Below are 26,378 nucleotides of genomic sequence, written 5' to 3'. Positions count from 1 at the left end.
CCTCTCAGAACTTCAGCAGGCTCGCGTCGTCGACCGAGGCCGAGCGACGAGTCCGGAAGATGGTCATGATGATCGCCAGCCCGACGACGACCTCTGCGGCGGCGACGACCATCACGAAGAAGGCCGCGATCTGGCCGTCGAGGTTGCCGTGCTGCTTGGCGAAGGTCACCAGGGCGAGGTTGGAGGCGTTGAGCATGAGCTCCACGCACATGAACACCACGATGGCGTTGCGCCGGGTCAGTACACCGACGCTGCCGATGGTGAACAGGATCGCCGACAGGACGATGTATTCATTCACGGCTGCTCCTCCGTGTTGGCCGTGGCGCCCGACTTGCCCGACGTTCCGGGCGTAGCGGCCGGGTCGATGCCCAGCGAGCGCTGGACCTCCTCGATGTCGTCGGCCAAGTCTGGGGCCGAGCGGACCGTGCCGCGGGCTGCGAGCACGCGGGAGATCGAGGCCTGCGAGGCGGTGCCGTCGGGCAGCAGGGCCGGGGTGTCGACCGCGTTGTGGCGGGCGAAGACGCCCGGTGCGGGCAGCGGGCCGGGGTGCCGGCCCTTCTCGGCGTAGTCGCGGACGCGCTGCCTGGCCATCTCGGCCTGGCCCGCCTTGGGGGTCAGGCGCTCGCGGTGGGCCAGGACCATGGCCCCGACCGCGGCCGTGATCAGCAGCGCGCTGGTGGTCTCGAAGGCGAAGACGTAGCGGGAGAACAGGATGTTGGCGAGACCCTGGATGTTGCCGCCCTCGTTGGCCTCCTCCAGCCCGACCGTGGCGCCGAGGGTCATCTGGCCGAGCCCGATGACGAGCACCAGCCCGAGCAACAGGCCGACCACGATGGCCGCCACCCGCTGGCCCCGGATCGTCTCGACGACCGAGTCGGAGGCGTCGACGCCGACGAGCATCAGCACGAACAGGAACAGCATCAGGATCGCGCCGGTGTAGACGATGATCTGGACGGCGAACAGGAACGGCGCCTCGAGGGCGGCGTAGAGCACCGCGAGGCTGATCATCACCACGGCCAGCAACAGCGCGGCGTGGACCGCCTTGCGCACGAACAGGATCCCCAGCGCGGCCAGCACCATCACGGGGGCGAGCACCCAGAACGCGATCATGGGGTCGTCCCCTCAGGGCCGGCGGGCGCGGGCGCAGAGTAGGCGTTGCGGTAGTAGGCGCCGTCGTCGTCGCCGAGGCGCATGGGGTGGGGCGGCTGCTCCATCCCGGGGAGCAACGGGGCGAGCAGGTCGCTCTTCTCGTAGATCAGGTCGGCGCGGTTGTTGTCGGCCAGTTCGTACTCGTTGGTCATCGTGAGCGCGCGGGTGGGGCACGCCTCGATGCACAGGCCGCACAGGATGCAGCGCAGGTAGTTGATCTGGTAGACGCGGCCGTAGCGCTCACCGGGCGAGAAGCGCTCGCCGTCGGGGCCGTCACGGTTCTCGTCACCCTCGACGTAGATCGCGTCGGCGGGGCAGGCCCAGGCACACAGCTCGCAGCCGATGCACTTCTCGAGGCCGTCGGGCCAGCGGTTGAGCTGGTGGCGTCCGTGGAAGCGTGGCGCCGTCGGCAGCTTCTCGAAGGGGTACTGCTCGGTCACCACCTTGCGGAACATCGTGCGGAAGGTGACCCCGAAACCCGCGACGGGGTCCCAGAACTGCTCCTTCATGCCGCGTGACTCAGCCATCAGCGTGTGCCTCCTTGCCGGCGCCGGAGGTGGCGGGGCTCGAGATCGGGGTGTCGAAGGTCAGCGGGGCCGCGGCGCCGCGCACCGGTCCACCAGTGGGCAGCGGCGGGATCGGGAAGCCACCGGGTGTGGCCTCGGCGACCGCGGGCGGGGCGTCCTTGTCGACCGGCTCCTCGCCGAAGAGGAACAGGAGCAGGAAGCCGACTGCGAGCACCCCGATGCCGATCAGGAGGTAGCGCCGGTCGATCCCGTCGTTGAGCGAGATCGTGCGGATCGTGGCGACCGCGATGATCCAGACCAGGGCGATCGGGATCAGCCGCTTCCAGCCGAAGGCCATGAACTGGTCGTAGCGGAGCCGCGGCAGCGAGCCGCGCAGCCAGATGAAGAAGAAGATGAAGGCCAGGACCTTGCCGAAGAACCAGATCACCGGGACGTAGCCCTCGTTGGCGCCGGCCCAGACCTCGTCGATCCAGAAGGGTGCGTGCCAACCGCCCAGGAACAAGGTGGTGGCGAGCGCGGAGACGGTGGCCATGTTGATGTACTCGGCGAGGAAGAACAGGGCGAACTTCAGCGAGGAGTACTCCGTGTGGAAGCCGCCGACGAGCTCGCCCTCGGCCTCGGGGAGGTCAAACGGCGCGCGGTTGGTCTCGCCGATCATCGCGATCGTGTAGATCACGAACGACGGCACCAGGATCAGGCCGAACCACAGGTCGTCCTGGGCGGCGACGATCTCGGAGGTCGACATCGAGCCGGCGTAGAGGAAGACCGCGACCAGGGCCAGGCCCATCGCGACCTCGTAGGAGATCATCTGGGCGCTGGAGCGCAGGCCGCCGAGCAGCGAGTAGGTCGAGCCGCTGGACCAGCCGCCGAGCACGATGCCGTAGATGCCGACCGAGGCGATCGCCATGACGAACAGGACCGCCACGGGCATGTCGGTGAGCTGGAGGGGCGTCGTCCGGTCGGTCCACGGGAGGCCGACCTCGGGCCCGAACGGGATGACGCTGAACGTCACGAACGCGGGGATCACCGCGAGCACCGGGGCGAGCAGGAAGACCACCTTGTCGGCGGCCTTCGGGATCAGGTCCTCCTTGAGCGCGAGCTTCACGCCGTCGGCCAGCGACTGGAGCAGCCCGAAGGGACCGTTGACGTTGGGTCCGATGCGGTGCTGCATGCGGGCCACGACCCGGCGCTCCCACCAGATGTTGAACAGGGTGAGCAGCACCAGGACCAGGAAGATCACCACTGCCTTGATGATGACCAACCACCACGGGTCCTTGCCGAACGCGCTCAGGTCGTCGGCGGCGAGCACTGAGCCCAGCCGGACCAGCTCGGACGAGATCACGAGGTGCCTCCCTTGACGGTGACCCGGGAACCGGGTGAGGCGACGTCGGCGAGGACGCCGCGGCCCAACGAGTTGGCCGGGAGCCAGACGACCCCGTCGACGATGTCGTCGACGGCGACCGCAGGCAGCGTCACCGACCCGCGGTCACCGGTGACGGTGACCGTCGGCCCGACCGCGTCGAAGACGGTCTGGGAGACGCAGGCGACGGTGGGTCGGGCGGTGGCGGCGAGGTACTTGTCGCCGTGCTGCATGGTGCCGCCGTCGATGAGCTGCTTCCACGTGGACAGCACGAGGCCCTCGGTGGTCGTGGCCTTGGTCGCGGTGACGCTGGGCGCTGCGAGGCGCTGGCCGTCCCACGGCCCCATGTCGGCCATCTCGGCGCGAGCCTCGGCGACGGTGCGGAAGCCGAGCGGGGCACCGGCGCCGATGGCGTGGAGCTCCTCGGCGATGCCGGCGAGGATCCGCAGGTCGGGCAGCGACGCGGGGTTGGACAGGATCGCCTCGAACGGACGCGGGCGGCCCTCCCAGTTGACGAAGGTGCCGGCCTTGTCGGTCGCGGGCGCCACGGGGAAGACCACGTCGGCGCTCCGGGTCACGTCGGTCTCGCGCAGCTCGAGCGCCACCACGAAGGCGGCCTTCTCGATCGCGGCGCGGGTCGCGGCCGGGTCGGCGGTGTCGTCGGGGTCGACGCCGGAGACGACGAGGCCACCGACCTCGCCGGCGAGCAGCGCGGCCACGATGCCGTCGCCATCGCGACCGGCGGTCTCGGGCAGAGCGTCGACACCCCAGGTGGTGGCGGCGTCGACCCGGGCCGACGCGTCGGCGATCGGTCGGCCGCCGGGCAGCAGGTTGGGCAGGCAGCCCGCCTCGACGGCGCCGCGGTCACCGGCACGGCGCGGGAGCCACGCGAGCCGGGCACCGGACTTGGCGGCCAGTGCGGCCGCGGCCGACAGGGCACCGGGCACGGTGGCCAGGCGCTCGCCGAGCAGGAGGACGCTGCTCGCGTCGAGGCCGTGGTCGGCGTGGCCGAGCAGGCTCTCGAGGGCAGCAGGCTCGCCGCCAGGGACGGTCGGCAGGAGGGTGCCGTTCATCTTGCGGAGGCCGCGCGTGCTAAACGGGGCGATCGCGAGCACGCGGGTGCCGGAGCGCGACGCCTTGCGCAGGCGCAGGAAGACCACGCCCGCCTCGTCCTCGGGCTCGAAGCCCACCAGGACGACCGTCGTGGCGCGCTCGAGGTCGGTGTAGGTGACCGACCCGCCCTCCGGACCGGTCAGCACGACGTGGGAGGCCAGGAAGTCGGCTTCCTCGGCGGAGTGCGGGCGGGCCCGGAAGTCGATGTCGTTGGTGCCGAGGCCCACCCGGGCGAGCTTGCTGTAGGCGTAGGCGTCCTCGGCGGTGTGCCGCCCGCCCATGAGCACGGCGGAGGCGCCGGCCGCGTGCAGGCCACGAGCCGCGACGGCGAAAGCCTCTGGCCAGGAGGCCGGGCGCAGGGCGCCGTCCTCGTCGCGGACCTGCGGGTAGGTCAGCCGGTCGGGCTGCTGCGCGTAGTGGAACGCGAAGCGGTCCTTGTCGGTGATCCACTCCTCGTTGACCTCGGGGTCGTTGCCGGCGAGGCGGCGTACGACCTTGCCCCGGCGGTGGTCGACCCGGATCGCGGAGCCGGAGGCGTCGTGCTCGGTGACCGACGGCGACGACACGAGGTCGAAGGGCCGCGAGCGGAAGCGGTAGTCCTCGGAGGTGAGGGCGCCGACCGGGCAGATCTGGATGGTGTTGCCGGCGAAGTAGGAGAGGAACGGCGCGTCCTCGGCGATGCCGACCTGCTGCTGGGCGCCACGCTCGACCATCTCGATGAACGGGTCGCCCGCGATCTCGGAGGTGAAGCGCGTGCAGCGCTGGCACACGATGCAGCGCTCGCGGTCGAGCAGGATCTGGGGCGAGAGGTTGATCGGCTTGGGGAACGTGCGCTTGAGCCCGGCGGTCGTGGAGTCGGCGGAGAACCGCGACTCACCGCGGCCGTTGGACATGGCCTGGTTCTGCAGGGGGCACTCGCCGCCCTTGTCGCAGACGGGGCAGTCGAGCGGGTGGTTGATGAGCAGGAACTCCATGATCCCCTGCTGAGCCTTGTCGGCGACCGGGCTGGTGACCTGGGTGCTGACAACCATGCCCTCGGCGACCGGGAGCGTGCAGGACGCCTGCGGCTTGGGGAAGCCACGGCCGTTGCCGGCGTCGGGCACGTCGACCAGGCACTGGCGGCAGGCGCCGACCGGGGCCAGCAGCGGGTGGTCGCAGAAGCGCGGGATCTGGACGCCGACCTGCTCGGCGGCCCGGATCACCAGGGTGTCCTTGGGGACGCTGACCTGGATGCCGTCGATCGTGACGGAGACCAGGTCGACGTCGGTCGTGTTCTCGATGCTCATGCCGTCGCTCCCTGGGTGGCGAAGACGGTCGCGGCGGCCGGGTCGACCGGGCAGCCGCCGTGGGTCAGGTGGGCGAGGTAGTCGTCACGGAAGTACTTGATCGAGCTGGCGATCGGGCTGACCGCGCCATCGGCCAGCGCGCAGAACGAGCGGCCGAGGATGTTGTCGCACTGGTCGAGCAGCAGCTCGAGGTCCGCCTCGCTGCCCTGGCCCCGCTCGAGCGCGGCCAGCGTCTGGACCAGCCACCACGTGCCCTCACGGCACGGGGTGCACTTGCCGCACGACTCGTGCTTGTAGAACTCGGTCCACCGCAGCACCGCGCGCACGACGCAGGTCGTCTCGTCAAAGATCTGGAGGGCTCGCGTGCCGAGCATGGAGCCGGCCGCGCCGACACCCTCGAAGTCGAGGGGTACGTCGAGGTGCTCGGCGGTGAGCAGCGGGGTGCTGGAGCCACCGGGCGTCCAGAACTTCAGCTCGTGACCGGCGCGGATGCCGCCGGCGAGGTCGATCAGCTCACGCAGGGTGATGCCGAGCGGGGCTTCGTACTGACCGGGCCGGGTGATGTGACCGGAGAGCGAGAAGATGCCGTAGCCCTTCGACTTCTCGGTGCCCATGGACGCGAACCAGGTGGCGCCGTGCTCGATGATGCTCGGCACCGACGCGATGGACTCGACGTTGTTGATGACCGTGGGGCTGGCGTAGAGGCCGGCGACGGCGGGGAACGGCGGGCGCAGGCGTGGCTGCCCGCGGCGTCCTTCGAGACCCTCGAGCAGGGCGGTCTCCTCGCCACAGATGTAGGCACCCGCGCCGGCGTGGACGACGACGTCGAGGTCGTAACCCGAGCCGTGGATGTCCTTGCCGAGGTGGCCGGCGGCGTAGGCCTCGGCGACGGCGGCCTGGACGCGGCGGATGACGTGGAGGACCTCACCGCGGATGTAGATGAAGGCGGTGTGGGCGCGGATCGCGAACGAGCTGATGATGACGCCCTCGACCAGGGTGTGGGGCGTGGCCATCATGAGCGGGATGTCCTTGCAGGTGCCCGGCTCGGACTCGTCGGCGTTGACGACGAGGTACTTGGGCTTGGGGTTGTCCTGCGGGATGAAGCTCCACTTCATGCCGGTGGGGAAGCCGGCGCCGCCGCGGCCGCGGAGACCGGAGTCCTTGACGGCGGCGATGATGTCGTCCTGCGGCATCGCCAGCGCCTTCTTCAGCGCACCGTAGCCGCCCTGGGCCTCGTAGGCCGCCAGCGTCCAGCTGCGCTCGGAGCCCCAGCTGTCGGTGAGGACCGGGGTCAATGTGTCAGCCACGAAATGCCCGCTTCCCGGTGGTTGAGGAGCGAGCGAAGCGAGCGTCTCGAAACCCGGTCATTTGTCCTCCTGGCCCTTCTCCTGCACGGTCTCGGTCTCGGCGCGCGAGGTGTCGGCCTGCTCGACCGCCTCGGTCTTCGTGTCGGCCGTGCCGTCGGTGGACCCACTGCTGTCGGAGGCGGGGGCGGTCCAGCCGCGCTCGCGGGCGATCTCGCGCCCGACCAGGCTGGCCGGGCCAGCGGACGGGCCCTCGTCGGCGAGGCCGTCGGGGAAGCCGGCGAGCACACGCTCGGCCTCGCGCCAGGTGCAGAGCTTGGGCCCGCGGGTCGAGTGGACCGCGGTGCCCGCGCGCAGGTCGTCGGTGACCTGGATGGCCGACTCCGGGGTCATGTTGTCCATGAACTCCCAGTTGACCATCATCACCGGCGCGTAGTCGCAGGCGGCGTTGCACTCGATGTGCTCGAGCGTGATCTTGCCGTCTTCGGTGGTCTCGTCGTTGCCGACGTCGAGGTGGTCCTTGAGCCGCTCGAAGATCAGGTCGCCGCCCATGACCGCGCACAGCGTGTTGGTGCAGACGCCGACGTGGTAGTCGCCGACCGGCTTGCGCTTGTACATCGTGTAGAACGTCGCGACCCCGCTGACCTCGGCCGGGCTGATCTCGAGGATCTCGGCGCAGGCCTGGATGCCCTCGGGCGTGACCCGCCCCTCGACCGACTGCACGAGGTGGAGCATCGGCAGCAGGCCCGAGCGGGGCTGCGGGTAGCGGGCCGCGATCTCGCGGAGCTCCCCGTACGTCTCGGTTGACAGCATCAGCGGTCAACGCCTCCCATCACGGGGTCGAGTGAGGCGATGGCGACGATGACGTCGGCGATCATGCCGCCTTCGCTCATCACGCTGGTGCCCTGCAGGTTGGTGAACGACGGGTCGCGGAAGTGGACCCGGAACGGGCGGGTGCCGCCGTCGGAGACGAGGTGGGCGCCGAGCTCGCCGCGCGGGGACTCGATCGGCACGTAGGCCTGGCCGGGCGGGACCCGGAAGCCCTCGGTGACGAGCTTGAAGTGGTGGATCAGGCCCTCCATCGACTCACCCATGATGTGGCGGATGTGGTCGAGGCTGTTGCCCATGCCGTCGCTGCCGATCGCGAGCTGGCTGGGCCAGGCGATCTTCTTGTCGGCGACCATGACCGGCGCGCCCTCGAGGCCGGCCAGCCGCTCGGCGGCCTGCTCGATGATCTTCAGGGACTCCCACATCTCGTTGAGACGGAGCCGGAACCGGCCGTAGGCGTCGCAGGTGTCCCAGGTCTGTACGTCGAAGTCGTAGTCCTCGTAGCCGCAGTAGGGCTCGGTCTTGCGCAGGTCCCAGGCATAGCCGGTGCTGCGCAGCACCGGACCGGTGATGCCCAGCGCCATGACGCCCTCGAGGTCCAGGTGACCGACGCCGTCGAGCCGCGCCCGGAAGATCGGGTTGGCGTTGCACAGGTCGGCGTACTCGGGCAGACGCTTCTTCATCAGGGCAACGAAGGCGCGGATCTCGTCGAGGGCTCCCGGGGGGAGGTCCTGAGCGACGCCGCCGGGGCGGATGAAGGCGTGGTTCATGCGGAGGCCGGTGATCAGCTCGAACAGGTCGAGCACCAGCTCGCGCTCGCGGAAGCCGATCGTCATGACCGTCAGCGCACCGATCTCCATGCCGCCGGTGGCGATGCAGACCAGGTGCGAGGAGATCCGGTTGAGCTCCATGAGGAGGACCCGCATGACGCTGGCCTTCTCGGGGATCTGGTCCTCGATGTCGAGCAGCCGCTCGACGCCCAGGCAGTAGGTGGCCTCGTTGAAGAAGGGGCTGAGGTAGTCCATCCGGGTGACGAACGTCGTGCCCTGCACCCAGGAGCGGTACTCGGTGTTCTTCTCGATGCCGGTGTGGAGGTAGCCGATGCCGCAGCGGGCCTCGGTGACGGTCTCGCCCTCGATCTCGAGGATCAGCCGGAGCACTCCGTGGGTCGACGGGTGCTGCGGCCCCATGTTGACCACGATCCGCTCGTCGGATGAGTCCTCGGCCAGGCCCTCGACGATGGAGTCCCAGTCCTGGCCGGTGACGGTGAAGACCTTGCCCTCGCTGGTCTCCGAGGCGCCGGCGTACATGTCCTGTGTCATTTAGTTGTAGCTCCTGCGCTGGTCGGGCGGCGGGATGGTGCCGCCCTTGTACTCGACGGGGATGCCCCCCAGCGGGTAGTCCTTGCGCTGGGGGTGGCCAGGCCAGTCGTCGGGCATCAGGATCCGGGTCAGGGCGGGGTGGCCGTCAAAGATGATCCCGAACATGTCGTAGGTCTCGCGCTCGTGCCAGTCGTTGGTGGGGTAGACCCCGACCAACGACGGGATGTGCGGGTCGGCGTCGGGGACGCTGACCTCGAGGCGGATCCGGCGGTTGTGGGTCATCGACAGCAGGTGGTAGACCGCGTGGAGCTCGTTGCCCTTGTCGTCCGGGTAGTGCACACCGCTGACGCCGGCGCAGAACTCGAAGCGCAGCTTGGGGTCGTCGCGCAGTGTCTGGGCGACGTGGACGAGCTCTTCGCGGCGCACGTGGAACGTGATCTCGCCGCGGTGGACGACCACGTTGCCGAGCGAGCCCTCCAGGGCGTCGGCCACCTCGTCGTACCAACCGCCGTAGGGGCGCTTGGCCGGGGCGGGGAAGACGATGGGGGCGACCAGGCCGCCGTAGCCACTGGTGTCGCCGGTGCCCGAGGCGCCGAACATGCCGGTGCGGGCACCGACGGCCGTGACCTCGTTGGGCGGGGCGGGGAGGTTCTCGGGCGACTGCTCGACGGCCGGCTGCTCGGGGCCCTTGGGCTCGGGGATGACGTCCTTCTGGTCCTCGCTCACCGGAGCTGTCCTCGCATCGCAGAGGTGGGGATCGCGGCGAGCGCCTCGGTCTCGAGGGTCTCGATCTGCGCGATCCGGTTGGCGCCGAGCTTGGCGCTCTGGACCTGGTCGTGGAGCTTGAGGATCGCGTCGATCAGCATCTCGGGACGCGGCGGGCAGCCGGGGAGGTACATGTCGACGGGGACCACGTGGTCGACACCCTGGACGATCGCGTAGTTGTTGAACATCCCGCCGCTGCTGGCGCAGACACCCATCGCGAGCACCCACTTGGGGTCGGGCATCTGGTCGTAGATCTGGCGCAGGACCGGGGCCATCTTCTGGCTCACCCGGCCGGCCACGATCATCAGGTCGGCCTGGCGGGGGCTGGCCCGGAAGACCTCCATGCCGAAGCGGGCGAGGTCGTACTTGGGGCCGCCGCTGGTCATCATCTCGATGGCGCAGCACGCGAGCCCGAACGTCGCGGGCCAGAACGACGCCTTGCGCATGTAGCCCGCGACGCCCTCGACGGTCGTGAGCAGGACGCCGCTCGGCAGCTTCTCTTCGATACCCATTCAGAGGGTCCCTTCGATGCAGGTCGGTGCTGAGAGCTGGGAGGCGCTGTGCCTGCCAAGGCCGACGAGGGAAGTCGACCTTCTTGCGGAGCGCAGCGGAGCGGTCGACGACCGAGGAGAACGCCGGCAGGTGCAGTGCATCGCAGCTCTCAGTCCCATTCGAGGCCGCCGCGTCGCCACACGTAGGCATAGGCGACGAAGACGGTGGCGATGAAGATGACCATCTCGACCAGGCCGAAGAACTCCATCGCGTCGAAGTGCACGGCCCACGGGTAGAGGAAGATGATCTCGATGTCGAAGACGATGAAGAGCATCGCGGTGATGTAGTACTTCACCGGAAAACGCCCCCCGCCGACAGGCTGGGGGGTGGGCTCGATACCGCACTCGTAGGAGTCGTGCTTGGCACGGTTGTAACGCTTCGGGCCGACCACGGAGCTCATGGCCACGGAGCCGATCGCGAAGAGTGCCGCAAGACCGGCCAACGCCAGCACCGGCGTGTAGAGCTCCATCCAGCCGTTCCCTTCCCTGGTGCCTCACGCCGGGATTGTGACTTTGTGAATCGAATCACTAGGGCGCGCGTGCCACATCTTGCCACTCGTCGCCGCCGTCGTCACACCCAGGGGCGCCACCCCTCAAATGCCCTCTCACCTGGGCATTTAGCGCACGAGAGGCTTGTCTAAATCACTCGCCCGAGTCGGCTCCTATGCACGCCTGTACGACGCCGAGTCGGCGCGTATGCACGACACGAGCGCCGACTCGGCGTTCCTGGAGAGTGCAGTAGCGCCGACTCGCGGGTTACTTGGTGGCGCGGTGGAGGGCGACGATGCCGCCGGAGAGGTCGCGCCACTCGGGGGACTGCCAGCCGGCGCTGCCGATCAGCTCGACCAGGCCGCGCTGGTCGGGCCAGGCGCGGATGGACTCGGCGAGGTAGACATAGGCGTCGGGCGAGGACGAGACCGCACGGGCGACCGGGGGCAGGGCCTTCATGAGGTACTCGATGTAGACGGTGCGGAACGGCGCCCAGGTCGGGTGGCTGAACTCGCAGACGACCAGACGCCCGCCGGGCTTGGCGACCCGGAGCATCTCGGCGAGGCCGGCGGCCGGGTCGACGATGTTGCGCAGGCCGAAGGAGATCGTCACCGCGTCGAACGTGTCGTCGGCGAACGGGAGCTGGGTGCCGTCACCGGCCGTGAAGGGCAGGTGCGGCTTGGCGCGCTTGCCAACCTGGAGCATCCCGAGCGAGAAGTCGCACGGTACGACGGTCGCCCCACGGTCGGCGAACGGCTGGCTGGAGGTGCCCGTGCCGGCGGCCAGGTCGAGCACCAGCTCGCCGTACTGCGGGTCGACGGCCTCGATCACGTCGCGCCGCCAACGGCGGTCCTGCCCCAGGGACAGCACGTCGTTGGTGACGTCGTAGCGGCGCGCGACCGCGTCGAACATCCGGCGTACGTCGGTCGGTTGCTTGTCGAGCTCAGCGCGGGCCACGGGCAGATCGTACGGGGCCTGCGCGGGCGCCGACCCCGCCCACGGCCGGTAACGGCTTGGTCACGGTGCCGGAAACTCGCCCGTGCCTCGCAACCATCCGACCCGGGGTCGCGTCCCCTGAGTAACACCACTCGAACCGATAGGGATCCGTCATGCTGTTCGTCCGTCGCCTCGCGTTCATCGTCGCGATCGCCGCCCTGCTCTCCGGAGCCGCCTTCGGCGTGGGCTGGGCGACCCGGACCAGCGACGACGCCCAGGCGGGCCGGACGTCCGAGCCGGGCCCGGTCGTCGCCGACCCCAGCGAGGGCACCGGCTCCGAGACCCCGGACCCGACCCCGGACCCGACGCCCGAGCCCACTCCGGAGCCGCCTGTCACGCCCGAGCCGGAGCCCGAGCCCGAGCTCCACCCCGGTCCCACGCTGCTCGGCGAGGGCGACGAGGGACCCGCCGTACGCGAGCTGCAGGCGCGGCTGCGCCAGATCGACTGGTTCCAGGCCGACGTCACCGCCGTCTACGGCGACCTGACGGTCGAGGCCGTGCGCGGCTTCCAGGCCAAGCGCGAGATCCCGGTGACCGGCGCGGTCGACCAGCGCACGCTCAACCGCCTGCACGGCATGACCACCGAGCCGACCCCCGCCGAGCTCGCCAACCAGCTCGGCAGCAACATCCCGGGCGCCCTGGACGCGCGCTGCCAGAGCGGCCGCGTGCTCTGCATCGACAAGTCGAGCAACACGCTGCGCTGGGTCGTCGACGGACAGGTCCTCAAGACCGTCGACGTCCGCTTCGGTGGCCCCGCGACACCGACCCGCGAGGGCGTGTTCAGCGTCCACTACAAGAACCGCGACCACGTCTCGAGCCTCTACGACACCTCGATGCCGTTCGCGATGTTCTTCTCCCGCGGCCAGGCGGTCCACTACTCGCCCGACTTCGCCTCCGTCGGGTACGCCGGGGCGTCGCACGGGTGCGTCAACGTGCGCGACTACGACGCGGTGGCGTGGCTCTACGACCAGGTCGCGGTCGGTGACAAGGTCGTCGTCTACTGGTCGTGAGGTCGTGACATCCCGCACGACTTTCGTCCGGGCCCGGGGGGCTCGGTAGGCTCGTGGAGTGACGAGTCCTGCGACCCCGACGGGTCCCGCACCCTCGCTGGTCGCGCGCACCGTCGCCCTCGACCTCGACACCGCGACCTCCCTGGCCTCCCTGCTGCCCTCGGACCACCCGGTCGCCTGGCTGCGCCGCGGTGACGGGCTCGTCGGTTGGGGCGAGGCCGCGGTGCTGCGCAGCAGCGGGCCGACCCGCTTCGCCGACGCGGACAAGTGGTGGAGCGAGACCGTCGCGCGCATGGACGTCCACGACGCGGTAGCCGAGCCCGGCACCGGACCGGTCTGCTTCGGCACCTTCGCCTTCGCCGACGACCCCGGCGACTCGGTCCTGGTCGTCCCGGCCGCGACCGTGGGGCGACGCGGCGACAGCGCCTGGCTGACCACCGTCGGCACCGAGCCGCTCGCGCGGCCCGAGGTGCGCGTCGCCGACGCGCCCCCGGCCCCCGTCGACGTCAGCTTCGCCGACGGCGCGCTCAACGGCGAGCAGTGGATGACGGTCGTCGCCGACGCCGTCGCCCGCATCAACGCCGGCGACCTCGAGAAGGTGGTCCTCGCCCGCGACCTCGTGGCGACCGCGTCCGGACCGATCGACGTGCGCTGGCCGCTGCTCCGCCTCGCCGAGAGCTACCCGATGTGCTGGACGTTCCACGTCGACGGCCTCTTCGGCGCCACCCCCGAGATGCTCGTACGACGTGAGCGTGGGCTGGTCACCTCCCGCGTCCTCGCCGGCACCATCCGTCGTACGGGCGACGACGAGCGTGACCTCGCCCTCGCCGCCACCCTGGCGCGGTCGTCGAAGGACCTCGAGGAGCACGAGTACGCCGTCCGCTCGGTCGCCGACGCCCTGGAGCCGCACTGCTCGTCGATGAACGTGCCCGAGGCCCCGTTCGTGCTCCACCTCCCCAACGTCATGCACCTCGCGACCGACGTCAACGGCGTGGTGCACGACGCCGCGACCGTCTCGTCGCTGCAGCTGGCCGCGGCCCTGCACCCCTCCGCCGCGGTCGGCGGCACCCCCACTCCGGTGGCCACACAGCTGATCTGGGACATCGAGGGGATGCCCCGCGGGCGCTACGCCGGTCCGGTGGGCTGGATGGACGCGAGGGGTGACGGCGAGTGGGGCATCGCCCTGCGCTCCGCGGCGGTCGAGGGCGACAGCGTGCGTCTCTACGCCGGCTGCGGCATCGTCGCCGACTCCGACCCCGAGGCCGAGCTGGCCGAGTCGCAGGCCAAGTTCGTGCCGGTGCGCGACGCACTCGCCGGCGCCTGAACAGCGGTCCTCAGAGGTCGGCGCCGTCGGGGAGCCGGACGAACTCGAGGCCGTCGGGCAGCAGGTTGCCCATGTGTGAGTCGACCATCCCGAGCGCGACCTCGGAGTAGACCCGGTCGTGGATCGCGAGGTTGCGCAGGGCGCCCACGGCGCGCACGAAGTCGACCGCTTCGGAGACCTTGAGCCACGGCGCCGACACGGGCGCCAGCAGCAGGTCGACGCTCTCGCCGGGGGCCGTGAGCGCGTCGCCCGGGTGGTAGATCTTCGCGTCACCCACGGTCAGCACGTAGCCACTGTTGAAGAAGCGCGGGTAGTCGGGGTGGATGACCGCGTGCAGCTCACCGACCGCGCGCACCGGCACGCCGACGTCGAAGCCCTGGTCGGGGCTGACGACGGTCACCCGCTCGGCCACGTCGGGGGCGTCCTCACGGATCCGCGCCGCAACGGCGTCGATCGTGAACACCGGCGCGTCACAGGCGCGCAGATGGTCGGGGAGGTAGTGGTCGGCGTGCTCGTGGGTGATCAAGACGGCGGTGGCGCCGTCGACCGCCTCGGCGTCGGTGAAGCTCCCGGGGTCGAGCACGACGACCGCTCCGTCGTGCTCGATCCTGACGCACGCGTGCCCGAACTTCGTGATTCGCATGTCCCGACATTACCTAGGCTGGGGCGGTGCCGACCCCCCGAGAGATCACCGTCCGACCGGCGACCGTGTCCGACCCGGAGGCCCTCGCCAGCCGGCACCTGAACAGTCAGGCCGTGAGGTGGTGCACGTAGCACCACCGCCAGTCCTCGCCGGGCTCGGCGGACTGCATCACGGGGTGCGTCGTCTCGTGGAAGTGGGCCGTCGCGTGCTGTGCGGGCGAGGAGTCGCAGCAGCCGATCTCGCCGCAGCTGAGGCACTGGCGCAGCGCCACCCAGCGCGAGCCGTCCTCCAGGCAGCGGGCGCACACCGGGTCGTCCGGCGTCTCCGCGACCGTGGTCGACAGCAGGTGCTCGCACTGCTCCCCCGTACGTCGGCGGCCGCTCGACGCGCGGATGTCCTCGCGCTCGTGCGTGGCGTTGTCGAGCATGGACTCCTCGACGTCGAGCAGCGCGAGGACGTCGGCCACGACATCGGAGGCGACCGTCCCCGAGGACCGGATCTCGAGGATCCGCCGCCGCTCGGCCCCGATCATGTCGAGGCGGATGCGGGCGTAGAGGTCGCTCGGGCTCTCCTGGTCGGCGGTCGTGCCGAGCCGCTCCCAGGCCGCGAAGTTGCGCTGGTCGATGCGCTGGCGGATGAGCTCGACCACGTCGTGCGGGTCGTCGTACTCCAGCTGCTGGAGCTGTTCGAAGCCGGCCTTCGACGCCTGCTGGAGCAGGGTCGCCCGCGCGAGCGCGTCGTCCATGGGATCGGGCGGCGGCACCTTCAGGCGCCGGGCCAGCCACGGGAGCGAGAGTCCCTGGATGAAGAGCGTCCCCGCCACCACCGTGAACGCGATCAGCAGCAGCACCTCGCGGTGCTCGGTGTCCTCGGGAATCAGGAAGGCCGCGGCCAGCGTCACGACGCCGCGCATGCCGGCCCACCCGAGGACGAGCGTGAAGGACCACGGCGGGACCTTGCCGGTGACCAGGTCGGGCCCGGGACGGACCAGCAGGTAGCGGGTGACGAACACCCACACCATCCGCAGGACGATGACACCGAGCAAGGTCGCGCCGCAGACCGCGATGATCCGGCCGCTGGACAGCTCGCTGCGCTCGACGTCGCGGAAGAGCCACTCGGCCTGGAGCCCGATCAGCAGGAAGACGGCGTTCTCGAGCAGGAAGGCGATGGTGCGCCAGTTCATGCGCTCCGCGATCCGCGACTGCGCGGTCTGGAGGATCGGGGCCTTGTGGCCCAGCAGCAGGCCGGCGATGACGACCGCGATCACGCCGGAGGCGTGGACCTCCTCCGCGAGCACGAACGCCGCGAAGGGCACCACCAGCGAGATCGCCGTGTCCATGAGGGGGTCGGTGAGGCGCTTGCGCAACCAGGCGACCACGAGGAAGAACCCGATACCGATCGCGACGCCACCTCCCGCGGCGATGGCGAAGTCCCCCGCGACCTCCATCGTCGTGATGCCGATCCCGCCGGCGGCGATCGCGGTCCGCAGCGCGACGAGCGCGGTCGCGTCGTTGAGCAGCGACTCGCCCTCCAGGATCGTCACGATCCGCCGGGGCAGCCCGATCCGGCGCGCGATGGCCGTGGCCGCGACGGCGTCGGGCGGAGCGACCACCGCACCGATCGCGAACGCCGCCGGCCAGCCGATGCCAGGGATGAGCCCGTGCACCAGGGCACCGATGCCGGCCGTCGTGAACACCACGAGACCCACGGAGAGCAGGAGGATGGTGCGCCGGTTGGCGTTGAAGTCGACCAGCGAGGTCTGGATCGCGGTCGCGTAGAGGAGCGGCGGCAGCAGCCCGAGCAGCACCACCTCGGCCTCGAGATGGATCTCCGGCATGCCCGGCGCGTACGACGCCGCGACGCCGACGGCGATCAGTAGCAGCGGCGGGGGTACGTCGAGTCGCTCGGCCAGGGCCGTGACGACCAGGACCGCGACCGCGAGCGCGACGAGGAAGAAGGCGATCTCCACGCGGTCATCCTCCCCGATCGCCGGTAGCGGCGCCCGCTCGTGTGTCTGGTCAGAGCGCGTCGGCGACGGCGTCGAAGGCCAGCAGGTAGTCGTGGAACGGGAGCATCTCCATGATCCGCACCGCCTGGCCGCCGGTCGTGGCAGTGCGCACCGCCGTGAGGGTGACGACGAAGTCCTCGTTGAGCGCCAGCAGCTTGTCGACGTGTCCCTGGACCGCGGTGAGGTCGAGACCGCGGACCACGGTGTCGAAGGCGACGACGGCCCGGCGCAGCCGGGCGGCCGCGGCGAGCACGTCGTCGGCGTTCATCCGCGCCATCGCGGCGGCGTAGTCGGAGGTGAAGCGGTGGTAGGCGGGCCGCAGCTTGCCCACGGCAGCCATGTAGGACGCGGCCTGGACCGGGGAGACGCCCGAGCTCAGGGTCGACAGGGTCCCGGCGGCGGCCCCGCCGTCCGACCCCTTCGCGGCCTTCGACTCCGGTTCCGGCACCTGCGTGGCGTTCGCCGCCGAGGGGGTCCTCGGCTCGACGGTCTCGCCTCCCCCGCAGGCCGTGAGGACACCCAGGAGCATGCCCAGCAGCGCCATGACCGACGTGAGTCGGACGGGGCGGCGGTGCAGCATGAGGGCTCCGGATCGTGAGCAGGGACTGAGGGACCCGAGAAGCTCCAGCCTAGCCACGAGCGGGACCTGGCGGGCCCGCGGGCCTCAATTGGTCGGAGTCGCGAGTGCGCGGATGCGCGCGTCGAGGTCGCGCCGGTTGTCGCGGCGCACCCGCACCTCGACCACCTCGATCCCTCCGTGGGGCGACGACAGCGCCTGCTCCAGCTCGGGCAGGCTCTCGACCCGCCAGTGGGGCGTCCGGGTGGCCGCGCAGAGCGCGCCGAGGTCGACCCCGTGCGGCGTCCCGAAGAGCCGGTCGAAGCCGGCGGCGTGCTCCGGAGCACCCTGCTCGAGCACGGCGAAGATGGAGCCGCCGTCGTCGTTGACCACCACGATCGTGAGGTCGGGGCGCGGCTCGTCGGGACCGAGGACGAGCCCGTTGCTGTCGTGCAGGAACGTCACGTCGCCCATCAGCGCGAAGGTGTGGGCGTCGGAGTCGCGGCCGAGCGCGGCGCCGATGGCCGTCGAGACGGTGCCGTCGATGCCGGCGAGGCCACGGTTGGCGATCGTCTTGCGACGGCTGCCCACCGGGTAGGGGCGCACCATGAGGTCGAGGTCGCGGACCGGGCTGGAGGCGCCGACGACGAGCTGCGCGCCGGCCGGCAGGGCCCGGCTGACGGCACCCGCCACGTCGTACGGCGTGAGCTCGCCCTCGGCGGCCAGCAGGGCGTCGAGCCGCTGGGAGACCTCGCGATCGGCAGCACGCCACTCGTCCAGCCAGGCGGGGCCGTCGGCCTCCTCGACGCTCACCCCGGAGGCCTCGCGGGCGACCGGGTAGGGCCGCTCGGTCCACACCCCGCGGTGGCGGACCGAGACGACCTCGATGTCGTCGCGTCCGAGGAGCCGGGTGACCGGGCGGGAGAGCGTGGGGTGCCCGAAGACGACGACCCGCTCGATGCGTCGGCCGAGCTCGGTGTCGAGCAGCAGCCGGTAGCAGCGCAGGGCGTGGGCGCCCGTGCGCGAGCCGCTGGTGGGCTCGGCGAGCAGCGGCCAGCCGGCGGCCTCGGCGAGCTGGCGGGCGCGCTGGCCGGCGTCGTCGCCGGCAACCACGACGGTGCGTGGCCCGAGCGCGAGCAGGTGCTCGTCGGTGTCGGTCCGTGGGGCGGGCTGGGCGGGCTGCGTCGCGGGAGCCCACGCGTCGTCGGGCAGCAGCGGGTCGTCGAGCTGGACGTTGAGGTGGAGCGGCCCGTCGGCGTCCGCGGAAACCTCGACCTGCGCGGGGTCGGAGAGGTCGTGCGTCGGGACCAGCCGGCCGAAGATGCCGACGTGGTCGGTGGTCTGGTTGGCGTCGGTGCCGCGCAGCCGGGCCGGGCGGTCCGCGGTGACGGCGACAAGGGGCAGCCCCGAGTGGGCCGCCTCGAGCATCGCGGGGTGCAGGTTGGCGACGGCGGTGCCCGAGGTGCAGACCACGGCCGCCCGGGAGCCGCTGCGGGTCAGGCCGAGGGCCAGGAAGCCGCCGCTGCGCTCGTCGATCCGGGTGTGCAGCCGGACCGCTCCGGACCCGGCCGCGGCGAGCGCCGCGAAGGACAGCGGGGCGTTGCGCGACCCGGGTGACACGACGACCTCACGCACACCCGCCTCGACCAGCGCGGTCATCACGGCACGCGCAAGATCCGTCGACGGGTTGGTCACGAGCGACGATCCTGCCCCAGATCGTGCCGCAGCGCCCGGACCTCGGCCAGCCGGGCCTCCCAGTGAGCCACCCGGTCCGGGCCGGCAGCGACCGCGGCGAGGAGGCCTGGCTCCACCGGCGGTCGGCGCACCGCGATCGCTCCGTCGACCGGGAGCAGCGAGTCGGACACCACGTCGGCCGTGAACAGCTGCACGGTGGCCAGGCCGCAGGCGTAGGGCAGGTCCGGCAGCGCGGCCGCGAGCGCGACCCCGGCGGCGATCCCGACCGAGGTCTCCAACGCCGACGAGACCACGACCGGCAGGCCGATGTCCTCGGCGATCCGCAGGCACGCACGCACCCCGCCGAGCGGCTGCACCTTAAGCACCGCGATGTCGGCGGCCCCGAGGTCGCGCACCCGGTAGGGGTCGGCGGCCCGGCGGATCGACTCGTCGGCCGCGATCGGTACGGCGACCCGGCGGCGTACGGCGGCCAGGTCCTCGACGCTCGCACTCGGCTGCTCGACGTACTCCAGGCCGCCCGCGGCCCGGTCGAGCACGGCGATGGCGGCGACCGCCTCGTCGATCGACCAGCCGCCGTTGGCGTCGATCCGCACCGCGCCGTCGCGCCCGAGCGCGTCGCGCACCGCCTCCAGCCGGGCCTGGTCGTCGGCGAGGGTCTGGCCGGGCTCGGCCACCTTCACCTTCGCGGTCCGGCAGCCACCCGCGCAGACGATCGCGTGCGCCTGCTCGGGTCCGACGGCGGGCACGGTCACGTTGACCGGCACCGAGTCGCGCCGCGGCGCGGGCCAGTCGCCCGCGGCCGCCTCCTCGGCGCAGCGCAGCCAGGGCTCGGCGACCGCGGCGTCGTACTCCAGGAACGGGCTCCACTCCCCCCACCCCGCGGCGCCGCGGAGCAGCACGCCCTCGCGGACGGTGACTCCCCGGAAGCGGGTACGCATCGGGACGGCGAAGACCTCGATCATGCGTGCTCCTGGAGGGCGAGGTCCTGGAGGGCGAGCCGGTCGGGCTTGCCGTTGCCGAGCAGCGGCAGGGCCTCGAGCGCGACCAGCTGGCGCGGCGCCCACGACCGCGGGTGCCGCTCGGCCACGAAGGCGCGGGCGTCGTCGAGCGCCACGTCGCCCACGACGAACGCCACCACCCGGCTCCCCCACTCCTCGTCGGGTACGCCGAGCACCTCGGCGGCGCGTACGTCGGGGTGCTCGCGCAGGCGGGCGGCCACCGCGGCGGCGGGCACGTTGACCCCGCCGCTCACCACCATGTCGTCGAGCCGGCCGAGCACTTGGAGCCGTCCGTCGTCGTCGAGGCGGCCGGCGTCGGAGGTGAGGAACCAGCCGTCGACCAGCGTCCGCGCGGTCAGCTCGGGATCGTCCTGGTAGCCGTCGAACAGGGTGGGGCCGCCGATCCGGATCCGCCCCTCCGGCCCGATCGCCACCGCGACGCCGTCGAGCGGCATGCCGTCGTAGACGCAGCCGCCCGCGGTCTCGGCGGAGCCGTACGTCGCGACCAGGCGCAGGCCCTCGTGCTCGGCGCGGGCTCGCAGCGCGGGATCGATCGGCCCGCCGCCGAGCAGAATCGTGTGCGCGGTACGCAGTGCCGCCACCTGGCCACGCTGGTCCGGGTCGTCGAGCAGCCGGTGGAGCTGGGTGGGCACCAGCGAGGTGAACCAGGTGCCCTCCCGGGGCCAGGCCGCGTCGAGGAGCGGCTCGTGCCCGGCGACCAGCGAGCGGCAGATGACCTGCACGCCCGCGACGTACGACGCCGGGAGCGCGAGCACCCACACGCCGCTGGCTCCCACGCGGCGCTCGGAGGCGGCCACGGACGCGAGCACCGCGCGGCGCGACAGGAGCACCCGCTTGGGCCGGCCGGTCGAGCCGGAGGTCTCGACGACCCACGGCTCCGGCTCGCCCGGTGCGTCGAGCCAGCGCCGGAGCGCGGCGACGACCCCGTTGTCCATGTGAGAGACGCTAGTGCCTCGTGTTCGAAGTCGTGATGCGGTGGGCGTGCTCAGGGTGTGGGCCTCGCAAGGCGGCGGCGCGAGGGCATACCGGGGTCGTCTGCTGAGCGTCGGCAACGCAGCGAGGTGCGTGCCATGGGCGCGCGAAGCGCGCCAGGACTTCGGGCGCGGGGCACTGATCCTGTTGAATCGACCCTCGTGGCCACCCCTGCTGACTGGATCGCCGGCGCGCGACCCCGCACGCTGCCCGCCGCGGTCGCTCCGGTGCTCGCCGGCACCGGCGTGGCGGCGTACGACGGAGCCTGGGACGACTGGCAGGGCGTGTGGTGGAAGGCGCTGCTCGCGCTGGTGGTGAGCCTGGCCCTGCAGGTCGCGGTCAACTACGCCAACGACTACTCCGACGGCATCCGCGGCACCGACGACGACCGGGTCGGGCCGATGCGCCTCGTGGGCTCGGGCGCCGCGTCACCCGGTGCGGTCAAGCGGGCTGCGTTCCTGGCGTTCGCCGTCGCGGGCGCCGCTGGGCTGGTGCTGGCCGCCACCACGGCGTGGTGGCTGGTTGCGGTGGGCGCGGTCGCGGTCCTCGCCGCGTGGTTCTACACCGGCGGCTCGACCCCCTACGGCTACCTCGGCCTCGGCGAGGTGATGGTCTTCGTCTTCTTCGGCCTGGTCGCGGTCGTCGGTACGACGTACGTGCAGACCGAGTCGTGGCTCTGGCCGGCGCTCTACGCCGGCATCGGCATCGGCGCCCTGGCCTGCGCGATCCTCGTCGTCAACAACCTGCGCGACATCCCCACCGACACCGTCGCCGGCAAGCGCACCCTCGCCGTACGACTCGGCGAGCAGCGCACCCGCGCGCTCTACCTGCTGCTCGTGCTCGCGGCGGCCGCCGCCGTGGTCGCCGTCGCGGTGGCGACGTCGTGGTGCGTGCTCGTGGGACTGGCGTTCCTCGTGGTCGCGCTGCCGGGGGTGCGCACGGTCCTCGGTGGTGCCACCGGCCCGGCCCTGATCCCCGTGCTCCAGCAGACGGGGCTCGCCGAGCTGGTCTGGGCGGCGCTCGTCGCCGCCGCGCTCATCGTCTGCGGCTAGCCGACCGGTAGCTGAGCTACGAGGGCTGGTCCTCGTCGGCGTCCTCCTTGGTGCGCATCTCCTCGAGCTTCGTGGAGGCGGCGTGGGCGCGGACCTCGACCCGGCGGGCGAAGGCCTCGCGCTGGGCGTTGAGCAGGAAGTAGGAGCCCAGCCCGCTGGCCACGAATGCGATCACCACGGCCCAGAAGATGGGGACGTCGCCGGTGATGGCGAACCAGATCCCGAACACGATCGCGAACGATCCGATGAACAAGGCAAGCCGCAAGGCGGTGTAGACCACGAACTCCTTCACGGCCCCAAGAGTAGGCCCAGGGTAGTTCGTGACCATCGGGCACCTACTCTGGAGGGGTGCTCAGGTTCCTGCTCTTCGTGGCGCTCTTCGCCGTGGCGGTCTACATCGTCGTCCGGCTCGCTGAGCAGCGCGGTGGACGACGTCCGTTGCCGCGCCGTCGCGGCCCCGCATCGCCGCCCCCACGGGTGATGGGTCCCGACGACGACGACGACTTCCTGCGCGACCTCGACCGCAAGCGGCGCGAGCCCGAGGACCCCGACTCCACGTAGGAGCCGGGCCGGCGCCAGCGCCTAGGGCTCGACGACGAACGCGGGCGCGCCCTCGGCGTACGAGTGCTGGCTGTTGGTCGAGAAGAAGTTGATCCCGACGAAGTTGAACCACAGCGTCGCGAGCCCCACCAGCGCCACGATGGCCGCGTTGCGCCCCTTCCACCCGGCGGTCGACCGGGCGTGCAGGTAGGCGGCGTAGACCACCCAGGTGATGAACGCCCAGACCTCCTTGGGGTCCCAGTTCCAGTACGACGACCACGCCTCGTGCGCCCAGATCGGGCCGGTGATCAGCACCGCGAAGGTCCACACCGGGAAGCCGAACGCGTGGATCCGGTAGGACACGCGGTCCAGGATCGCCTGCGACGGCACCCGTGCCCACGGGCCGGACGTGGCGTCGCCACGGCGGTCCTTGACCAGGTAGACGGCCGACAGGATGCCGCCGATCGTGAACGCTCCGGTGGCGATCACCGCGGAGACGACGTGGATGACGAGCCAGTAGGAGTTGAGCGCCTCGGTCAGCGGGGTGACCTCGCTGTGCAGCCAGATCACGGCCACCATCAGCGTGCTGAGGACGAACGCCAGGATGAGCGGCGCCATCCAGGCGAGCGAGAACTTCCGGTAGAGCACGAGGTACATCAACGTCACGACGAAGGTGCCAGACAGCGTGAACTCGTACATGTTGCCCCACGGCACCCGGTTGGGGTCGGCGGCGAGACCGCGCCCCAGGAGCGAGACGAAGTGCACCGCGCACGCGAGCGCGGTGAGGAGCAGCCCGAGCCGACCGAACATCGCGACGCGCTGCCGGCGTACAGGTGGGAGATCGGCACCGCCGTCGCCCTCGCCCCCGGTCTCACGCAGGGAGGCCCACTCGACGAGGTGCGCGAGCAGGGCGAGGAAGTAGACCACCCCGGCGGCCGCGACTGCCTGGTCGCTGAGGGTCTCCCACGCTGCGTCGGTCATGCGTTCTCCTTGCCTTGGTGTGCCTGGAGCTCGGTCACGAGCTCCTCGAGCACGGGGACCACGTCACCACCGCCGGAGCGGTCGAGCGCCGCGACCTCGACGATTGTGACGTCCCCGCTACGGCGGGCACGAACCCAGACCCGTCGCGGACGGATGAAGAGCGAGCCGAGCAGGCCCACCAGTGCCAGTACGACGCCGACGAGGGCGATCCGCTTGCCGGGGGTCTGGCTGAGCTGGATCCGGGTCCACGGCTTCACGCCGTCGAACGACACGGTGCCGAGCCCGTCGGGCAGGGTCGCGCTCTCGCCGAGGTCGAGGTCGAGGCGCAGCGGCTTCCCGTTGTCCTGCATGACCTGGGTGGCGTTGGTCTTGTCGAGGGCGAAGACCGACTGCGCGGACGTCTCCAGGCCGAGGTCGCCGGTGTAGACGAGCATCGAGACCAGCGGCTTGAGGTCGTTGGGGTAGACGGTCACCGGGTTGCCCTCGAGGAACTCGAAGGTCGGGTAGAAGAGGCCCTCGAGGCCGATCTGGCCGGTCTCGGAGTCCGGCGCCTTGACCACACCGAACGACAGGAACGTCTGGTCCTGCGGCAGGAACGGCACCGGCCCGCTAAAGATCGTGACGCCGTTGCCGTCGGTGATGGTGATGACCGGCGCGTAGCCGTGCCCGATCAGGAAGACGTCGGTGTCGCCGATGGACAGTGGGTGGTTGACGCGGAGGTCATAGGTCTCCTCCGGGCTGTCGGGGGTCTCGCGGTAGGTCAGGTCGGCGTTGAACGCGCGGGCCATCACGCCGCGCGAGGGGGTGGCCTGCCACTCGACGTCGAACTTGTCGAAGGTGAACGAGAACGCGCCCATCTTCTCGGCGGCGAACAGCTTGCCGGGCTCGAAGTCGTCGTACTGCGTGAGGTTGTTGGTGAACGTCGAGCCCTCGACCAGGATCACGCCACCGCGGTAGCCGAACAGGCCGCCCATGGCGAAGCCCACGAGCACGACCACCACCGAGAGGTGGAAGAGCAGGTTGCCGACCTCGCGCAGGTAGCCGCGCTCGGCGCTGACGGCGTCGGAGCCGTCCTCGGCGGGGCGCAGCCGGTAGCCGCGGTCGCGCAGCGCGGCACGGGCGCGGGTCAGCACGTCGTCGACCGTCTCGCTCGTCTCGTACGACGCGTGGTCCGGGAGGCGGGTCAGGTTGCGAGGGGCGGCCGGAGGCGCGGCGCGGATCGCGCGCAGGTAGTGGAACGTGCGCGGGATGATGCAGCCGACCAGCGAGACCATCAGCAGGATGTAGATCGCGGAGAACCAGGCCGAGTCGTAGACCGAGAACAGGCCGAGCTTCTCGTAGATCGGCGTGAGGTCGGGGTGGTCGTTCTGCCAGCGGGAGGTCTTGACCGAGTCGACGCCCTCCTGCGGGATGATCGAGCCGGGCACCGAGGCCAGGGCCAGCATGAGCAGCAGGATCAGAGCCGTGCGCATCGAGGTGAGCTGGCGCCACAACCAGCGCCCGAGCTCACGCGGGGTGAGCTCGCCGGCCCGGCGCTCCCGGGTCGGTCGGGTCGGGGCGGTCACACGCTCACCTCGTAGTCGCTGATCAGCCGGATCTGGATCCAGGTGACCGCGGTGTCCCACCAGCCGGTGACCAGCAGCACGCCGACGACGACCAGCATCAGGCCGCCGAACCGGGTCACCCACACCTGGTGGCGGCGTACGAACGCGACGGCGCGCAGCGCGCGGCTGTAGGCGAGCCCGAGCAGGATGAACGGGATGCCCAGGCCGAGTGCGTAGACCCCGGAGAGCAGCGCGCCGCGGGCCGCGGTGGCCTCGTTGATGGACAGCGTGGAGATCGCGCCGAGGGTGGGGCCGATGCAGGGGGTCCAGCCGAGGCCGAACAGCACGCCGAGCAGCGGCGCGGCCGCCAGCCCGACGGCGGGGACCTTGTGGACCCGCCAGTCGCGCTGCAGGAACGGGATGAGGCCGGCGAAGGCGAGCCCGAAGACGATGGTCAGCGCCCCGAGCACGACGGTGATCTCGCGCTGCCAGGTGCGCAGCCAGAAGCCGATCGCACCGGTGACGGTGCCGATCGCGACGAAGACCAGCGCGAAGCCGAGCACGAAGAGCACCGAGCCGAGCAGCATCCGCCAGCGACGTGCGTCACCCTCGCCCGACGCGAGGTCGGCGCCCGACAGGCCGGTGGCGTAGGAGAGGTAGCCCGGCAGCAGCGGGATCACGCACGGGGAGAAGAACGACACCAGCCCCGCCACCAGGGCAACCGGCAGCGCGAGTGCGAGCGAGCCGCTCGCGGCCTGTTCCTGGAACCAGTCACCCATCTTCGGCGGCGATCTCCTCGACCAGGTCGACCAGGGTGGTCTTGGACGGGATCGCGCCGGTGACTACGGCGGCGACCCGACCCTCCCGGTCGAGCACCAGCGTGGTCGGCATCGCCCGCGGCGAGTAGCGGGCGCCGAAGGCGAGCAGAGTCTCGCCGCCCGGGTCGTAGTAGGACGGGTAGGTGACGCCGGCCGAGCGCTCGAAGGCGCGCACCGCGTCGACGCTCAGGTCGCGGGTGTTGATGCCGACGAACTTCGCGTCGAGCTCCTCGGAGGCCTCGACCAGCATCGGCATCTCCGTGCGGCACGGGGCGCAGCCCGACCACCACACGTTGACCACGACGACCTCGCCGCGCAGGTCGGCCAGGTCGAGCCGGCCGTCGTCGACGGTCTCGGCATCGAGGTCGACCGCCTTCTCGCGGTTGTCGAGCGCGATCTCCGCGACCCCGCCCTTGCCGGGGACGTAACCGCCGTCGTTCGTGCCCTGCAGGCTCGTGCACCCCGCCAGCGCGACCAGCGAGGTCAGCGCGACGAGGAGCGAGGCGGTACGGCGGACAGTGCTCAT

Annotated in this window: 26 protein-coding genes and 1 pseudogene; 4 read left to right on the top strand and 23 right to left on the bottom strand. The window is 71.3% G+C overall.

Annotated elements, in window-relative coordinates; all coding sequences use genetic code 11:
• Window positions 1-4 precede the first annotated feature (4 nt).
• From nuoK to BLR90_RS05560, 12 genes and pseudogenes are all read right to left on the bottom strand, one after another.
• Entirely contained in the window at window positions 5-298 is a 294-nt protein-coding gene (gene nuoK / locus BLR90_RS05615; protein ID WP_091023430.1) for an NADH-quinone oxidoreductase subunit NuoK, read from the bottom strand.
• A complete protein-coding gene (locus BLR90_RS05610; protein WP_091023428.1) occupies window positions 295-1,110 on the bottom strand; it encodes an NADH-quinone oxidoreductase subunit J in 816 nt (271 codons plus the stop codon). Before BLR90_RS05610 ends, nuoK begins: the two co-directional genes overlap by 4 nt.
• Complete coding sequence (gene nuoI / locus BLR90_RS05605; RefSeq protein ID WP_091023426.1) at window positions 1,107-1,676, bottom strand: NADH-quinone oxidoreductase subunit NuoI; 570 nt, start codon at window positions 1,674-1,676, stop codon at window positions 1,107-1,109. The genes BLR90_RS05610 and nuoI overlap by 4 nt, the downstream gene beginning before the upstream one ends.
• Entirely contained in the window at window positions 1,669-3,015 is a 1,347-nt protein-coding gene (gene nuoH / locus BLR90_RS05600) for an NADH-quinone oxidoreductase subunit NuoH (RefSeq protein ID WP_371863152.1), read from the bottom strand. Before nuoH ends, nuoI begins: the two co-directional genes overlap by 8 nt.
• Entirely contained in the window at window positions 3,015-5,435 is a 2,421-nt protein-coding gene (locus BLR90_RS05595) for an NADH-quinone oxidoreductase subunit G (RefSeq protein ID WP_091023424.1), read from the bottom strand. The genes nuoH and BLR90_RS05595 overlap by 1 nt, the downstream gene beginning before the upstream one ends.
• Window positions 5,432-6,742 (bottom strand): NADH-quinone oxidoreductase subunit NuoF, encoded by a 1,311-nt coding sequence (gene nuoF / locus BLR90_RS05590; RefSeq protein ID WP_091023422.1) that lies wholly within the window; start codon window positions 6,740-6,742, stop codon window positions 5,432-5,434. Before nuoF ends, BLR90_RS05595 begins: the two co-directional genes overlap by 4 nt.
• A 57-nt stretch (window positions 6,743-6,799) precedes the next feature.
• A complete protein-coding gene (gene nuoE, locus BLR90_RS05585) occupies window positions 6,800-7,552 on the bottom strand; it encodes an NADH-quinone oxidoreductase subunit NuoE (protein WP_091023420.1) in 753 nt (250 codons plus the stop codon).
• Window positions 7,552-8,889, bottom strand: a complete 1,338-nt coding sequence (locus tag BLR90_RS05580) for an NADH-quinone oxidoreductase subunit D (protein ID WP_091023419.1) — start codon at window positions 8,887-8,889, stop codon at window positions 7,552-7,554. Before BLR90_RS05580 ends, nuoE begins: the two co-directional genes overlap by 1 nt.
• Window positions 8,890-9,637 (bottom strand): annotated as a pseudogene (locus BLR90_RS05575) (NADH-quinone oxidoreductase subunit C).
• The gene (locus BLR90_RS05570; RefSeq protein WP_091023415.1) at window positions 9,612-10,166 is read right to left on the bottom strand and encodes a NuoB/complex I 20 kDa subunit family protein; all 555 of its coding nucleotides are present in this window, start codon (window positions 10,164-10,166) and stop codon (window positions 9,612-9,614) included. The pseudogene BLR90_RS05575 and the gene BLR90_RS05570 overlap by 26 nt, the downstream one beginning before the upstream one ends.
• A 149-nt stretch (window positions 10,167-10,315) precedes the next feature.
• Window positions 10,316-10,675 carry an NADH-quinone oxidoreductase subunit A gene (locus BLR90_RS05565; protein ID WP_091023413.1) on the bottom strand — a complete coding sequence of 120 codons (360 nt, stop codon included), beginning with the start codon at window positions 10,673-10,675 and terminating at the stop codon, window positions 10,316-10,318.
• Window positions 10,676-10,961: 286 nt separating this feature from the next.
• Window positions 10,962-11,651: a demethylmenaquinone methyltransferase gene (locus BLR90_RS05560; protein WP_091023411.1), complete on the bottom strand. Its 690-nt coding sequence runs from the start codon at window positions 11,649-11,651 to the stop codon at window positions 10,962-10,964.
• Between the two features lie 152 nt (window positions 11,652-11,803).
• Between BLR90_RS05560 and BLR90_RS05555 the strand changes: the two genes are divergently transcribed.
• Window positions 11,804-12,700 (top strand): L,D-transpeptidase family protein, encoded by an 897-nt coding sequence (locus BLR90_RS05555; protein ID WP_091023409.1) that lies wholly within the window; start codon window positions 11,804-11,806, stop codon window positions 12,698-12,700.
• A gap of 58 nt (window positions 12,701-12,758) precedes the next feature.
• Window positions 12,759-14,024: an isochorismate synthase gene (locus BLR90_RS05550; RefSeq protein ID WP_091023407.1), complete on the top strand. Its 1,266-nt coding sequence runs from the start codon at window positions 12,759-12,761 to the stop codon at window positions 14,022-14,024.
• A 10-nt stretch (window positions 14,025-14,034) separates the two neighbouring features.
• On the opposite strand, the gene BLR90_RS05545 is transcribed toward BLR90_RS05550, so the two are convergent.
• From BLR90_RS05545 to BLR90_RS05520, 6 genes are all read right to left on the bottom strand, one after another.
• Entirely contained in the window at window positions 14,035-14,667 is a 633-nt protein-coding gene (locus BLR90_RS05545; protein ID WP_091023405.1) for an MBL fold metallo-hydrolase, read from the bottom strand.
• Window positions 14,668-14,773: 106 nt separating this feature from the next.
• A complete protein-coding gene (locus BLR90_RS05540; protein WP_091023403.1) occupies window positions 14,774-16,636 on the bottom strand; it encodes a Na+/H+ antiporter in 1,863 nt (620 codons plus the stop codon).
• 49 nt (window positions 16,637-16,685) lie between these two features.
• Window positions 16,686-17,255 carry a hypothetical protein gene (locus BLR90_RS05535; protein ID WP_091023401.1) on the bottom strand — a complete coding sequence of 190 codons (570 nt, stop codon included), beginning with the start codon at window positions 17,253-17,255 and terminating at the stop codon, window positions 16,686-16,688.
• 84 nt (window positions 17,256-17,339) lie between these two features.
• Window positions 17,340-18,926, bottom strand: a complete 1,587-nt coding sequence (menD, locus tag BLR90_RS05530; protein ID WP_281245374.1) for a 2-succinyl-5-enolpyruvyl-6-hydroxy-3-cyclohexene-1-carboxylic-acid synthase — start codon at window positions 18,924-18,926, stop codon at window positions 17,340-17,342.
• Entirely contained in the window at window positions 18,923-19,888 is a 966-nt protein-coding gene (locus BLR90_RS05525; RefSeq protein ID WP_091023399.1) for an o-succinylbenzoate synthase, read from the bottom strand. The genes menD and BLR90_RS05525 overlap by 4 nt, the downstream gene beginning before the upstream one ends.
• On the bottom strand, window positions 19,885-20,880 hold the full coding sequence (locus tag BLR90_RS05520; RefSeq protein ID WP_091023397.1) for an AMP-binding protein: 996 nt from the start codon (window positions 20,878-20,880) through the stop codon (window positions 19,885-19,887). The genes BLR90_RS05525 and BLR90_RS05520 overlap by 4 nt, the downstream gene beginning before the upstream one ends.
• Before the next feature lie 198 nt (window positions 20,881-21,078).
• On the opposite strand from BLR90_RS05520, the gene BLR90_RS05515 reads away from it, so the two are divergent.
• On the top strand, window positions 21,079-21,969 hold the full coding sequence (locus BLR90_RS05515) for a 1,4-dihydroxy-2-naphthoate polyprenyltransferase (RefSeq protein WP_091023395.1): 891 nt from the start codon (window positions 21,079-21,081) through the stop codon (window positions 21,967-21,969).
• Between the two features lie 16 nt (window positions 21,970-21,985).
• Here the strand turns inward: BLR90_RS05515 and BLR90_RS05510 are convergent, their stop codons facing one another.
• Complete coding sequence (locus tag BLR90_RS05510; protein WP_091023393.1) at window positions 21,986-22,261, bottom strand: DUF4229 domain-containing protein; 276 nt, start codon at window positions 22,259-22,261, stop codon at window positions 21,986-21,988.
• A 56-nt stretch (window positions 22,262-22,317) separates the two neighbouring features.
• Between BLR90_RS05510 and BLR90_RS05505 the strand changes: the two genes are divergently transcribed.
• Window positions 22,318-22,530, top strand: a complete 213-nt coding sequence (locus BLR90_RS05505; RefSeq protein WP_091023391.1) for a hypothetical protein — start codon at window positions 22,318-22,320, stop codon at window positions 22,528-22,530.
• Window positions 22,531-22,551: 21 nt separating this feature from the next.
• Here BLR90_RS05505 and ccsB read toward each other — a convergent pair whose 3' ends face one another.
• The 4 genes from ccsB to BLR90_RS05485 are packed head-to-tail and all read right to left on the bottom strand — an operon-like array spanning window position 22,552 to window position 26,378.
• Window positions 22,552-23,490, bottom strand: coding sequence for a c-type cytochrome biogenesis protein CcsB (gene ccsB, locus BLR90_RS05500; RefSeq protein ID WP_091023389.1), 939 nt, complete (start codon window positions 23,488-23,490; stop codon window positions 22,552-22,554).
• Entirely contained in the window at window positions 23,487-25,055 is a 1,569-nt protein-coding gene (gene resB / locus BLR90_RS05495; protein WP_245715173.1) for a cytochrome c biogenesis protein ResB, read from the bottom strand. Before resB ends, ccsB begins: the two co-directional genes overlap by 4 nt.
• The gene (locus BLR90_RS05490) at window positions 25,052-25,813 is read right to left on the bottom strand and encodes a cytochrome c biogenesis CcdA family protein (RefSeq protein ID WP_091023387.1); all 762 of its coding nucleotides are present in this window, start codon (window positions 25,811-25,813) and stop codon (window positions 25,052-25,054) included. Before BLR90_RS05490 ends, resB begins: the two co-directional genes overlap by 4 nt.
• Window positions 25,806-26,378, bottom strand: a complete 573-nt coding sequence (locus BLR90_RS05485; protein WP_091023385.1) for a TlpA family protein disulfide reductase — start codon at window positions 26,376-26,378, stop codon at window positions 25,806-25,808. Before BLR90_RS05485 ends, BLR90_RS05490 begins: the two co-directional genes overlap by 8 nt.

The organism is Nocardioides szechwanensis (assembly GCF_900103935.1).
Classification (GTDB): domain Bacteria; phylum Actinomycetota; class Actinomycetes; order Propionibacteriales; family Nocardioidaceae; genus Nocardioides; species Nocardioides szechwanensis.
Note: the sequence above shows the minus strand (reverse complement) of the source record. Positions and strands in the feature narration are given on the sequence as shown.

Excerpts from the sequence above, each read along its gene's own strand:
- BLR90_RS05535 (WP_091023401.1), bottom strand. The coding sequence starts at position 17,255 with ATGCTGCACCGCCGCCCCGTCCGACTCACGTCGGTCATGGCGCTGCTG.
- nuoE (WP_091023420.1), bottom strand. The coding sequence starts at position 7,552 with ATGCTGTCAACCGAGACGTACGGGGAGCTCCGCGAGATCGCGGCCCGC.
- BLR90_RS05565 (WP_091023413.1), bottom strand. The coding sequence starts at position 10,675 with ATGGAGCTCTACACGCCGGTGCTGGCGTTGGCCGGTCTTGCGGCACTC.
- BLR90_RS05570 (WP_091023415.1), bottom strand. The coding sequence starts at position 10,166 with ATGGGTATCGAAGAGAAGCTGCCGAGCGGCGTCCTGCTCACGACCGTC.
- BLR90_RS05555 (WP_091023409.1), top strand. The coding sequence starts at position 11,804 with ATGCTGTTCGTCCGTCGCCTCGCGTTCATCGTCGCGATCGCCGCCCTG.
- ccsB (WP_091023389.1), bottom strand. The coding sequence starts at position 23,490 with ATGACCGACGCAGCGTGGGAGACCCTCAGCGACCAGGCAGTCGCGGCC.
- BLR90_RS05490 (WP_091023387.1), bottom strand. The coding sequence starts at position 25,813 with ATGGGTGACTGGTTCCAGGAACAGGCCGCGAGCGGCTCGCTCGCACTC.
- BLR90_RS05610 (WP_091023428.1), bottom strand. The coding sequence starts at position 1,110 with ATGATCGCGTTCTGGGTGCTCGCCCCCGTGATGGTGCTGGCCGCGCTG.
- BLR90_RS05595 (WP_091023424.1), bottom strand. The coding sequence starts at position 5,435 with ATGAGCATCGAGAACACGACCGACGTCGACCTGGTCTCCGTCACGATC.
- BLR90_RS05485 (WP_091023385.1), bottom strand. The coding sequence starts at position 26,378 with ATGAGCACTGTCCGCCGTACCGCCTCGCTCCTCGTCGCGCTGACCTCG.
- BLR90_RS05525 (WP_091023399.1), bottom strand. The coding sequence starts at position 19,888 with ATGATCGAGGTCTTCGCCGTCCCGATGCGTACCCGCTTCCGGGGAGTC.
- BLR90_RS05580 (WP_091023419.1), bottom strand. The coding sequence starts at position 8,889 with ATGACACAGGACATGTACGCCGGCGCCTCGGAGACCAGCGAGGGCAAG.
- BLR90_RS05520 (WP_091023397.1), bottom strand. The coding sequence starts at position 20,880 with ATGGACAACGGGGTCGTCGCCGCGCTCCGGCGCTGGCTCGACGCACCG.
- BLR90_RS05545 (WP_091023405.1), bottom strand. The coding sequence starts at position 14,667 with ATGCGAATCACGAAGTTCGGGCACGCGTGCGTCAGGATCGAGCACGAC.
- nuoI (WP_091023426.1), bottom strand. The coding sequence starts at position 1,676 with ATGGCTGAGTCACGCGGCATGAAGGAGCAGTTCTGGGACCCCGTCGCG.